Here is a 12,245-nt window from a genome sequence, read left to right on the forward strand (position 1 = left end):
ACTAATTAAGCACGTGCTTCTCTATATGATTTTAGAACAAGGTCATTCATTTCTTTTGCAAGTAATAAGTTTTCTAGTTCTTCACCTTGAGCGTTTCTAATTGCTTCTTGAAGTTTGATTTCTTTTGCTTCAGCAACTTTTCTTTCAAGAGCAGGAGAACCAAAACAAATTGCCATGTAAACGATGAATAGAGCAACAGCAATACATGAGCCCATTACTGCGTGTTTTGTATCCTCATCTTTTACTAATGAGAATGCGTTTAGACTTAGTCCAACAGCAACTAATTTATCTAGAATCAACATAACTGCTACAAGTAGAACTATAATAACTGAAGTTCATCCAGCTCATAGAGTGTTTTTGTTTTCTTTTACTGCAATGAAGTGTTGTTTTCTGTTCTTAATTGCACCATAAATTGCAAGTGCAATGAATACGAATGCGAATACTGCCATTCAGTCTGCCATCAAGTCTGAGAATGTTAGTAATTCATCAATTCTTTTTCCATAGTATGGTCCATAGTTTCCACCGAAGTATGCGTAAGCACCAATAACTGTGAAAATAATCATGTATGGTAATGAAAGAATTAGTGTAAATAGTGCACCTACTAAAGGCAATTTAGCATTTTTCATGTATTTGTATGCCTTAACAGGGATAACAATTTCACCTTCTTTAATTAAGTCTTCAACGAATCTTGTTGCTCATCCTGAGAATCCGTTTAAAATACCTAGAATACCAATTGAAATGAATAGGTTAATAACACCAAAAATTCAGTAAACATTGTCGCTTTCTAGGAAGCCACCTAAACCATAGAAGTCACCAGGAGTTGCAGTACCACCAACACCTAAAGTCATTGATAGAGCAATTAACATGTAGATACCAGTAATTGTCATTAGTCCAATTGCTAGTGCAGCTGGAGTTTTTTCTGGGTTTTTCATTTCAGTTTGCATACCAGCAGCTACATAGAATCCATCAAATGCGAAGAAGATTCCACCTAGTGATCCGAACACTGCAAAGAATGGAGTAAGTTTAAATAAACTTGAACCAGAAGTTAATAATTTGTTGCTGTCTAGCTTGATTAAATCTTGGTTAACACCATTTTTGCTTAAGTAGTACATACCGATAATTACTACTGCTAGTAATGGAATAAACTTAACTGATGTAATAATTCAGTTTTGAATGTTTGCAGCTTTTCCGCTTAGTCCAGCTGAGAAAATAAATCATACTGATAGCACTAGTCCAAGTGCGAAGTAGATTCATGGAGTAGCTTCTGAATCACTAAATTTAACGATTTTGTCTTTTACTCCAAAACCGGTCAATGCATCTTGGAATTGTACTATTGCATAGTATGGCATAAAGAAGTAAGTAAATGGTAGATATAGGTAAGTCATAAAGAATTTATTGGCTTTGTAAATCCGAACACCATTAAATGCTTTAGATCAACCGATCATACCTAAGTTGTCGTTGCGTCCTGATGCAACTTCAACTAGTGCAAGTGCCATGCAGACTACGGCAAAACCAGCAATTAGTCACATTAATAGTGCTCATATAATGTTACCAGCTGAATTTTCTAGAACTGATTTTGAACGTAGGAAGATACCTGCACCAATTGATCCACCAATAACAATAAGGATAGCTGAGAAAAATCCAATTTTCTTCTTATTGTCTGATGTAACAACTAATTGTTCATCATTCATATGTTTCCTTTCATAAGAATTAATTTAAATTAATAGCTAAGAAATTAGATACACGACTATATATAGCTATATATAACATTTCCCTCTTAAGTGTATCCGAGTAAAATTATAAAATTTTAACATTTAATTTTTCCGAAAAATCTCTTTGAAACGCATAAAATTCAAGTTTTTGTAGTTTTATTTTGAATTATTGTTAAACTTTTTTGTTTAAATTAAGATTTTGGAAAAATTACTCTATTTTTTAAAATTTGTAAAATCATGTTTAAATTAAATTGTTTTTCAAAAAAATGCAAGAAAATAGCCTAAGAACTTTAAGAGCTCTAGGCTAAAAATTAAACTCAATTATTTTCTATTTTTTATGCATTTGTAGGCGTGCATACTCTTTCTTTGTAGAAACAAATTCTAGGTTCTGTTTTACTTGCAAGTCTAATGAAATTTGGAATATGTTTTAAAATAATCAACATCGCACCTAAAGCTAAGCAAATAGTATTTGCCATCATAGGCACTGCTTGATTCATATAATTTAAAATGTGACCAGGCTCATGTCAAATTGGAAGTGCTGCTAATGAAGATGCACCAAATACTGATAATGTGCTTGCAACTGAAACATATCTACTTACTAAAATAAAGAAGATAAAGATCATTAGAAAAAGGGTAAAAATTTCAACGTGGAAAGCTAATGCTGCTCCAAAAAATGTGGCTACTCCTTTACCACCTTTAAATTTAAAAAAGACTGGAAAAACATGTCCAAGCATTACACCAAATGCTGCAACTAAAGGAATAATAACTTTCGTTTCATCTTTATCAGGTAAATAAATTTTGGTGAAAAATACAATCAATACTGGAATTAAACATTTTAAAACATCAAAAAGAAAAACTGGAACTGTAACTTTAAGTCCAAATGCTCTTAAAAAGTTAGTTGCTCCCGCATTTTTTGACCCAACTGTTCGTATGTCTTTACCTAAACGTTTAGACACAATTATTTCCATATTAATTGAACCAATTAAATATCCACAAATAAAAATAACAAAGTTAACTCAAATGTATGTTGTTGTCATGTAAAAAATTATAAGTTTATTAATTTTAATTTTTCTTTTTTATTTATTTTTTGTTGAATATTCAAACTAAATAAAGTTTAACGTTGCAAGTATTTTGTTCAAAAAATTGAAGTCAAAAATATATTTGATTTATTGAACAAATTTGAATTTTTGAGTATTCAATAAAAAGTACATTTAGCAATAAATTAGTCAAAAGAGTAATTATTTAGTTTTTTCTTCTCAAATAAGGCAAAAGTTTTCTATTTATTGAAATTTATACTCACTTTTTTTGATAAAATTTTTGCATATTATTTAAAATATAAATTAGAATAAATATTTCTAACGGAGTTAATGATGGAAGAAAAAAAATTAGCGAAAGCAAAAAAACCAGCTAGCGAAAAGAAAGCAACTACTAAAGCTGCTAAACCAGTTGCTAAACCAGCTGCAACCAAAAAAACAATTACAGTAAAAGACTTAAACAAAAAGGCAGATAAAGTTAAGAAAAGTTCAACAGCCAAAAAAGCACCTGCTGAAAAACTTTCAAAATACTACATTTCAGAAAAAGTTGACAGAAAAGCAAACGAAGTTACTTTCTCATTCAAGAAAGCAAACGTTAAAGTGAGCCGTAAATTCGATGACTTCTTAGAAGCAGTTAACGAATTTATTAGAGTTGCTGAATCATCAACAGGAAAATCAAGAGTTTGATTCCACAGAGATGGCGCATACCGTGGTTCAGTTGACATTACCAAAGCTAAAATTATTGTTGAAAGACTAACTACAACAAAAATTGAAAAAGCTAAAGTAATTGAATATATAGAAACTGAAAACCTAGTTGATAAAACAGAACCAAAAGTAGTTAAAAAGGTTATTGAAGAACCAAAAGTTGAAGTAACACCTGTTGTTACTCAAGAAGTTGACCTAAACAAAGAAGCTTTAAAAGCACAACTTTCAGTTGAACAAGCAGATGCAAAATACACCAAAGATATTAAAGCATCTGAAGTTATTACTTCTCTAAGTGGTTATGAAGTTATTGTTGAAAAAGTTGTTCCTAACAAAGATGAACTTGAAATTTACTACTACATTCAAAAAGGTGACGCAAGATCAGCTACAACAATTAGAACTCTAAAAGGATTCAAAAAAGATGCAGTTGTTGTTCTAAAACCAGAAATTATTGAAGTTACTCAACCAATTCTAGTTACAACAACCCTTCCTGAAGAAGAAATCAAATCTCAAGAAGCAACTAAGAGTGAAGTAACAGTTGAAGAAAAGAAAGAAGAAGGCACAGTAACCAAAAAAGCAGTAGATCCTCTATGATGATTCTGACTACTAATTGCAATCTTTGCAGTTATTCTTGTTATTAACATTGTTCTTCTTTCATTAACAGTTGCTGGAAAACTATAATTTTCAATTTTTCAGAAAAGAGCTTAGGCTCTTTTTTTTATCCCTCATATTTGAGTATTTAAATAATTAAATAAAATATAATTAAAAGTATTAAGGTAAGGAAAAATGAACAAAAATTTAGCAAACTTGCTTCGTCCAAATGAAATAGATGATTTTATTTGTAACGAAAATCAAAAAATTCTTTTTAAAAAAATTATTGAAAATGATGATTTTCGTTCTTTTATATTTTATGGAAAGCCTGGAACTGGAAAAACTACTATTTCATACATTCTAGCAACTGCTTTAAAAGTTCCTTTTGATTACTTCAACGCTGCTGTTGAATCAAAAGAAGATTTTGTTAGAAAAATTAAACTTAACAATATCTTAATTGTTGATGAAATTCACAGACTTAATAAAGATAAACAAGATATTTTACTTCCTTATTTAGAAAATGATATGATCACAATTTATGCTACAACTACTGAAAATCCTTACTTCAAACTAAACCCAGCACTTCGTTCAAGATGTAGCATTATTGAAATTGAAAAACCAAATGTAAGTGAAATTAAAACTTTGCTTGAAAAGGCAAATAAAAAAGCAAAATTAGGTTTAAAACTTGCCGAAGAAATTTATCAATTTCTTGCTTTACAATCAGGTGGAGATTTCCGCGTTGCACTAAATAACTTAGATTTAGTTTCAAATCTTTCAAAAAACAAAAACTTAACTTTAGAAGAAATTAAGAAAATCATTCCTCAAATTCAATTCTCAGCCGACAAAAACCAAGATGTTCACTATGATTACTTATCAGCATTTCATAAATCTTTAAGAGGAGGTGATGTTGATGCGAGCTTATATTATGGTTTCTTAATCTTTAAATCAGGTGACTTTGATGGCCTTTTTAGAAGAATGCTATGTGCCTCTTATGAAGATGTAGGACTTGCTAATCCTCAATGTGGTGAACAAACACTTTCTGCCATATTAGCTTTTGAAAGGCTTGGTGTTGCTGAAGGATATTTACCGGTTGCATTTGCTATTGCAAACATTGCATTAAGTCCAAAATCAAACTCAGTTTATTTAGCAAGTCAGAAGGTTAAAGAAGATCTGGAACTTGGAAGAATCTTTGATGTTCCAAGCAAACTCAAAGATTCTCATTATTCTTCTGCTAGCCTTTTAGGAAGAGGTATTGGATATAAATATCCGCATAACTTTGAAAACAGTTGAGTTAAACAAACTTATTTGCCAAAACAACTTGAAGATAAAACTTATTTTGAACCAAAAATGCAAGGATATGAAGCTAAAATTATTGAATATTGAAAGAAAATTAAGAAGGAGAACTAATGAAATTTAATTTAGATGAAATAAAAAGTTTGGAAGATTTAAAAATTGCTAAAAATAAATTTTCACAATCTGAAGAGCTTTTAGAACTTAAAGCAAAACTAAAAGAAGTTAATTTTGAAGAAAAAGCCGAAATTGGGAGAAAAATTCAAGCTTTACAAAAAGAAGCTGAAGACTTTTTCAACCAAGCTAAGGAAAAACTTGAAAAAGAAGCAATCAACTCTTCTTTATCAAAAGAATTTGTTGACGTTGCAATGCCAATGTCTTTTGAAGGTTCACTTCACCCAGTTGAAATTGTTTGCTCACGTTTTAGAAAATGACTTACTCAAAATGGTTACTTTGAACTTGAACTTGGTGAAATTGAAGAAGATTTATATAACTTTGAAAAATTAAATATTCCAAAAAATCACCCAGCACGCGACATGCAAGATTCACTTTATTTAGAAAATAACTTACTTTTAAGAACACACAATACTGGTGTTAGTGCAAGAGCACTTGAACAATATAAAAATAAAGCTTTTAGTCAATTTTGCATTGGTAAAGTTTATAGAAACGATGAAGAAGATGCAACTCACTCACATCAATTTACTCAACTTGATTTAGTAAGTGTAGGAAAACATTCATTTGGAACATTAATTTATACTTTACAATCAATGCTTTCTTATGTTCTTGAAGAAAAAGTTAAAATTAGACTTCGCCCTTCATACTTTCCTTTCACTGAACCTTCTGTTGAAGTTGATGTATTTTTCAAAAACAAATGAGTTGAGGTTTTGGGTGCAGGAATGCTTCATGAAAATGTTTTAAAAGAAGCAGGCTATACAAACAAAATGAATGGAATTGCAGCCGGAGTTGGAGTTGAAAGAATTGTAATGATTAAATATGGTATTGAAGATATTCGCGAATTTTATTTAAATGATCAAAGATTTTTAAGACAATTCAAAAATTAAGGAGTAAACATGATTTTTTCATATAAAAAATTAATTAAATTAGCGAATATAAACGAACCAGTTGAAAAAGTTGTAGAGGCAATAAATTCAATCGGTTTTGAAGTTGAAGAAGTTAAAAAATTTAACGAAATTGAAGGCATTAAATTTGGTCATGTAGTTGAAGCTTATAAAAACGAAAATGCGGATCGTTTAACTGTTTGTGAAATTCAACTTTCAGACAGAAGAACTATCATTCAAACTACTGCAACAAACGTTAAAAAGGGTGATTATTTAATGTGCTTTGTTCCTGGCTCAAAAAGTGGAAAAACTACATTTACTTCAAGAGTTATGCAAGGAATTGAATCACACGGAATGCTTATTAGTTTAAGTGAACTTGGATTTGATGAACAAGTTACTCCAGAAGAATTTTATGATCAAATTTTTACATTTGGAAAAGTTGACTTAACATTAGATCCACTTGAACATTTGGATCTTCGTGATTGACTAATTGATGTTACTATTTTATCTAATAGAGCAGATGCAAATTCTTACTTGATTATGGCTAAAGAACTTGCTGCATATTTTGATTCAAAGCCGGAAAAATTAGAAGATAAAAAACCTACATTTTATTCAGATCTTTCAGTAGGTAAATTAGAGGCTACAAAACACTTTACTTTACTTGAAGCAAATGTTAAAAATGAAGAAACAAGCTTAGAAGATAAACTGTTTTTATGAAAGCATGGATTTAAGACATTTTCACATGCAGTAAACTTATCAAATCTAACCTTGCTTTATTCAGGTGTTCCATGTCACGTATATCCGAAAAACGCCTTGATTAACAATGTTTTTTGAACTTCGCTTGAAAGTGAAACAGTCAATATTTTAGGCAATAAAGAAGTAAAACTTGAAAACAATTTAGTTGTTAAAAATGACAACAAAATTGTATCAATTGCTGGAACAATTGGACTTGAAAATATCCAAACAAGAGGTGAAGAAAATGTTGTGTTTGAACTCGCTTCTTTTGATTTAAAAGAAGTAAGAAAATCAGCTAAACAAATTAAGTTAGAAACACCTTCATCAAATAGAGCTTCAAAAGAAATTTGCTTTGGTGAAATTAAGTTAGCACATGAATATTTGACTTCAAAATTAAACAACTTCACCTTACCAATAAATGATGAAAAAATTAGACTTAAAAAGATAAAAATTGACCCAACATATATTAATAAATATGCAGGTTCATTAATAACAAAAACCGCAAAATACGCTGATGTTTTAAAGAAATTAAGCACCCTTGAATTTAAATTTAATAAAGAATTTACTGAAGTTACTTTCCCAACTTATCGTTATGATTTAGAGACATTGCAAGACTTTGTTGAAGAAGTTTTTAGATTTTATGGATATAACAATTTCAAAGCTAAAACCCCTGATCAAACAAGGTTAATAATTACTGATTCAGTAAGAGAAAAAATGCAAGAAAAAATGGTTGCAAAAGGTTATCAAAACGTTCGTACATTTACTTTAATTAACCCCCAAGAAAACAAAATAAATGTCTTTAATTTCAATGAAGATCTACTTATTCCAACTTCAAAGAATTTACAACATTCAATTATCAGAAAATCAATGGCAATTTCACTCTTTGAAGTTATGATAAATAATCAAAAACAAGGTATTTCAAAAGGAAGTTATTTTGAAATCGGAATGATTCAAAATATTTCTAATGTTTTAGGCCTTATATCAAACGAAAAAACTTTTAATGAAATTAAAAAAGATATAATTAGTTTGACTAATCAAGAAATAAACTTCAAAAAAGAAGAAAATGAATTTTTACATCCAAATGTTAGTGCTTTCATTTATTTAAAAGATACTCTTGTTGGATATATTGGAAAAATTCATCCAGCAATACTTAAAACTAACTCAATTTTTGCCGAAATTTTCTTAGATAAAATTGAAAGCAAGAAACTAAACTACAAAACTTATGCTCACCTCCCTTTAAAAAGTAGAGATTTGACAATCAATTTAAAAACAAACGAATCTGTAGAAGAATTTATGCAAAAGCTTAAATCTTACAAAGGAATCTTTGATGTTAAAATTCTTGGCATCTACAAAAAAGAAGATGGAACACAAAATGTTACTTTTTCATTCTTAATGGAAGAATGAGCAACTAAAAAATTTGATAAGGATTTCAATGAATAAAACACTTGCAAGTATTGAATCTTTCACAGGTGGCAAATTTGCTGACAGAATTGTTTCACATCCTGGTGCTAGCGAATATTTTAAAGGTTCAATCGTAACTTATGCTACTGAAGTTAAAGAAAAACTTGGAATTAATGTAGAAAAAGGCACAATTTCAAGTATGTGTGCTTACGAAATGTCAAAAAAAGGAAGAGAATTTTTTGATGTTGAGGTTTGCGTTTCTTTTACAGGAAATGCAGGGCCTGATGTTATGGAAGATCAACCAGTTGGACTTTGTTTTATCGCAATAAATAACGAAGTTTATGAAATAAATTTCACTGGTGAAAGAAACGAAATTCGTAAACAAGCAGTTGACTTTGCGATGGATAAATTGAAAGAAAAGGGCTTTATTTTTTAAAGCACTTTTTTTTGAAAGTTGGAAACAATTTTACAACTTTCAAACTTTTAGTTTTCCTATCTTTTTCTCAAAGTTTTCCTAAAGCTTTCACAAAGTTTTCTCAAATTTTAGTTATCTTAAAAACCATATGTTAAATTAAAAAGTGGAGGAAATAAATTTGAATAAGAAACAACAAAATGAATCAGAAAAATTATTATCTGAAACTTTAAAAGAAATAGAAAAACGCTTTGGAAAAGAAGCAATTATGATTTTGGGAGAAAAACCGGATATCATTCCGGAAACTTTTTCTAGTGGAAGTTTAGCTATCAATAAAGCTTTAGGAATTAATGGATGGCCCAAGGGAAGAGTTATTGAAATTTTCGGACCCGAAAGTAGTGGTAAAACCACTATTGCCCTTCATGCAATTAGTGAAGTTCAAAAACTGGGTGGAGTTGCTGCTTTTATTGACGCGGAACACTCAATAGATCCAAACTATGCTAAAAATTTGGGTGTGGATATTGATAATTTAATATTATCTCAGCCTGATAGCGGCGAACAAGCCCTTGAAATTGTAGACTGTTTAGCAAAAACCGGTGCATTAGACTTAATAGTAGTCGATTCTGTGGCAGCACTAGTGCCTGAAGCAGAACTAAATGGTGAAATGAAAGATCAAGTAATTGGCGCTCAAGCAAGACTTATGTCAAAAGCTTTAAGAAAAATTACTGGCTCTCTTTCAAAAAACAAAACTACTATTATATTTATTAATCAAATAAGAGAAAAAATTGGTGTAATTTTTGGAAATCCAGAAACAACTCCTGGTGGAAAAGCATTAAAATTCTATTCAACAATTAGACTAGAGGTTCGTAAACAACAAAATTTAACAAATAATGGTGATATTCTAGGAAATGTTATCAAATGTAAGGTTGTTAAAAACAAACTTGCTGCACCTTATAAAACAGCTATTGTTGAAATAGTTTTCTCAAGAGGAATTTCTTATGTAAAAGAAATTATTAACTTTGCAGATGAATTTAAAATCATTGAAAAGAAAGGTTCTTGATTTAATTACAAAGGTGAAAATATTGCTCAAGGTGTAGGCAATTTACAAATTCTTTTACAAAACGAAGTTGATTTATTTAAAGAAATTGAACAAAAAGTAAAAGAAAAGCTAACTGAAAAAGAATAAAAAATATGCCTTAAATCAAGGCTTATTTTAAAAAATCGTCAAAATCGCTTTTGCGTTAATTCTTTCTAAAGAATTAAATGTGTTATAATTGCAAAATATGGAAAGCAACAACATTAACGTTCTATTTTTAGGTGATATTTTTGGTGACCCTGGAATTCAAGTGGTTAAAAAATACTTACCTAAACTAAAAAAAGACCACAAAATTGATTTTGTAATTGCTCAAGCTGAAAATGTTTCAGGGAGAAAGGGTTTTGTCCCAAGTGATTACAAAAAATTAAAAGAAATTGGCATCGATGCTTTTACTTTAGGAAACCATGTTTGAGCTAAGGGTGAAATTAGTTCAATTATTGCTAATGAAGATTTAATAAGACCTGCTAATATTAACGAAAACTATCCAGGGAGTGGTATTCGCTTTTTTAAGATTAAAAACAAAAAAATTGCAATCGTTTCTATGCTTGGGATTAATTTCAATCCTTTGCTAGCACCATGACATGAAAGTTCAGCAAATAACTTTTTTGATGAATTTGATAAGCTTTATGGTTCAAATTATGCTGATTATTGAATTATTGACTTTCATGGTGAAACAACAAGTGAAAAGGCAGTTTTTGGACTTTATATTGATGGAAAAGTGGATGCACTTTTTGGAACACATACTCACGTTCAGACTAACGATGCAAGAGTCTTGCCAAACGGCACTTACTTCATAACAGATGCTGGCATGTGTGGTCCAACTAATTGTGCAATTGGTGCAGATTACAATTCTGTTTATCAGCAAATGAGATATCATTTGAATTCACGTTTTAAAGTATCAACTAATAAATGTCAAGTGAATGGTGTTGTATTTACGTTAACGAAAGATTTTAATGAAAAAAGAATAACCCCGATTAATTTTATTGAGGAAGAGTAATGGAAAAAAAGCAAATTAAAGACGATTTTTTTAATGAAGATAATGAAGATTTCAAACTTACCGAAGAAGAAGAAAACAAACTTGCTTTTATTATTAGAAGATACGAAAAAAGAACAAAATTTATCTTTTGAATTTATCAAAGTGAACTTTTAGAAGAAAGCTTGAATGCGAGTAAATTATTTGATGAAGTCTTCTTAGATCAAAGAGAATATTTTGCTGTTAAAAAAATAGAAAAAAACTATCCAATTTATAAAAAACTTATTAGTAGTGTTTTAAACCCAGGTTGAACTTATGAGAGAGTCCAACCGCTTTTAAGAGCAATTATGATTTATGGAATTTTTGAATTCTCATTCAACAAAAAAAATGTAGTTATTAATGAAATGATAAATATTACTAAAATTTTTGTACCCGGAATTTACTATAAATTTTTAAATAAAATTCTAGACTTAATTAGTAGAATCTTAGAATCAAAAACTTATGAAAATAAAAACTAAAGATACTCTTTTAAATTTAGTAGTTTCTAGGTTTGAGATTGATGAAAAAACAGCAACTTCTTTCATTCGTGAAGGGAAGGTTATTGTCAATTCTGAAAAACTTATTTTACCAAGTTTACAAGTAAGACTTGATTCAAAAATTGAATTATTACAAAAAGAAAAATATGTATCTCGTGGTGCCTACAAATTACTTGAAGCAATTAAAAAATTTAATATAAACGTTGAAAATAAAATTTGCCTTGATATTGGAAGTTCCACTGGAGGTTTTGTACAAGTTTTACTTGAACATAAGGCAAAAAAAGTTTATGCAAATGATGTTGGAACAAATCAACTAGACTTTAAATTAAGAACAAATGAAAATGTAATAGTTTATGAAAAAACTAATCTTAAAAATTTAGATCTTTCACACTTTAAAGAAGAGCTAGATTTTATAACATGTGATGTTAGTTTTATTTCGTTGAAACATGTTTTCAAAGTAGCAAAAGAATTATTAAAAAGTGGTAAACAAATAATGGCACTTATTAAACCACAATTTGAAGCTATTTCTAAATATGTTGAAGAAGGCGGATTTGTTAAAGAAGAGCACCATGAATATATAATTAATAAAGTAATAAACTACGCAAAAGAGAATGGATTCAAATTAATTAGTTTAGAGCCAAGTCCCATTTTAGGATTAACAAGTAAAAACAAAGAATACATATCTCTTTTTGAAAAGGAGTAACA

General features: G+C 29.4%; 11 protein-coding genes. 9 read left to right on the top strand and 2 right to left on the bottom strand.

Annotation, left to right across the window (positions count from 1 at the left end):
• Nucleotides 1-5: 5 nt before the first annotated feature.
• Together R9C05_RS02320 and plsY are read right to left on the bottom strand one after the other, a co-directional pair.
• On the bottom strand, nucleotides 6-1,691 hold the full coding sequence (locus tag R9C05_RS02320) for an APC family permease (protein WP_121940791.1): 1,686 nt from the start codon (nucleotides 1,689-1,691) through the stop codon (nucleotides 6-8).
• A gap of 356 nt (nucleotides 1,692-2,047) precedes the next feature.
• Nucleotides 2,048-2,749 carry a glycerol-3-phosphate 1-O-acyltransferase PlsY gene (gene plsY / locus R9C05_RS02325; protein WP_121940792.1) on the bottom strand — a complete coding sequence of 234 codons (702 nt, stop codon included), beginning with the start codon at nucleotides 2,747-2,749 and terminating at the stop codon, nucleotides 2,048-2,050.
• A 330-nt stretch (nucleotides 2,750-3,079) separates the two neighbouring features.
• Between plsY and R9C05_RS02330 the strand changes: the two genes are divergently transcribed.
• The 9 genes from R9C05_RS02330 to R9C05_RS02370 all read left to right on the top strand — a co-directional run bounded on the left by R9C05_RS02330 (nucleotide 3,080) and on the right by R9C05_RS02370 (nucleotide 12,243).
• Nucleotides 3,080-4,129, top strand: a complete 1,050-nt coding sequence (locus R9C05_RS02330; protein ID WP_147437887.1) for a hypothetical protein — start codon at nucleotides 3,080-3,082, stop codon at nucleotides 4,127-4,129.
• A gap of 105 nt (nucleotides 4,130-4,234) precedes the next feature.
• Nucleotides 4,235-5,446, top strand: coding sequence for a replication-associated recombination protein A (locus tag R9C05_RS02335; RefSeq protein WP_318613908.1), 1,212 nt, complete (start codon nucleotides 4,235-4,237; stop codon nucleotides 5,444-5,446).
• Nucleotides 5,446-6,390, top strand: coding sequence for a phenylalanine--tRNA ligase subunit alpha (gene pheS / locus R9C05_RS02340; protein ID WP_121940795.1), 945 nt, complete (start codon nucleotides 5,446-5,448; stop codon nucleotides 6,388-6,390). The genes R9C05_RS02335 and pheS overlap by 1 nt, the downstream gene beginning before the upstream one ends.
• Before the next feature lie 9 nt (nucleotides 6,391-6,399).
• Complete coding sequence (locus R9C05_RS02345; RefSeq protein WP_121940796.1) at nucleotides 6,400-8,562, top strand: phenylalanine--tRNA ligase subunit beta; 2,163 nt, start codon at nucleotides 6,400-6,402, stop codon at nucleotides 8,560-8,562.
• Nucleotides 8,555-8,959, top strand: coding sequence for a CinA family protein (locus R9C05_RS02350; protein WP_121940797.1), 405 nt, complete (start codon nucleotides 8,555-8,557; stop codon nucleotides 8,957-8,959). The genes R9C05_RS02345 and R9C05_RS02350 overlap by 8 nt, the downstream gene beginning before the upstream one ends.
• Nucleotides 8,960-9,110: 151 nt before the next feature.
• Nucleotides 9,111-10,121 carry a recombinase RecA gene (recA, locus tag R9C05_RS02355; RefSeq protein WP_404810266.1) on the top strand — a complete coding sequence of 337 codons (1,011 nt, stop codon included), beginning with the start codon at nucleotides 9,111-9,113 and terminating at the stop codon, nucleotides 10,119-10,121.
• 97 nt (nucleotides 10,122-10,218) lie between these two features.
• Nucleotides 10,219-11,028 (top strand): TIGR00282 family metallophosphoesterase, encoded by an 810-nt coding sequence (locus R9C05_RS02360; RefSeq protein ID WP_121940799.1) that lies wholly within the window; start codon nucleotides 10,219-10,221, stop codon nucleotides 11,026-11,028.
• On the top strand, nucleotides 11,028-11,522 hold the full coding sequence (locus tag R9C05_RS02365) for a transcription antitermination factor NusB (RefSeq protein WP_121940800.1): 495 nt from the start codon (nucleotides 11,028-11,030) through the stop codon (nucleotides 11,520-11,522). Before R9C05_RS02360 ends, R9C05_RS02365 begins: the two co-directional genes overlap by 1 nt.
• Nucleotides 11,506-12,243 carry a TlyA family RNA methyltransferase gene (locus R9C05_RS02370; protein WP_121940801.1) on the top strand — a complete coding sequence of 246 codons (738 nt, stop codon included), beginning with the start codon at nucleotides 11,506-11,508 and terminating at the stop codon, nucleotides 12,241-12,243. The genes R9C05_RS02365 and R9C05_RS02370 overlap by 17 nt, the downstream gene beginning before the upstream one ends.
• Nucleotides 12,244-12,245: the final 2 nt, after the last annotated feature.

Origin of the sequence: Metamycoplasma subdolum (assembly GCF_033546815.1) — a bacterium.
Taxonomy (GTDB): Bacteria; Bacillota_I; Bacilli_A; order Mycoplasmatales; family Metamycoplasmataceae; genus Metamycoplasma; species Metamycoplasma subdolum.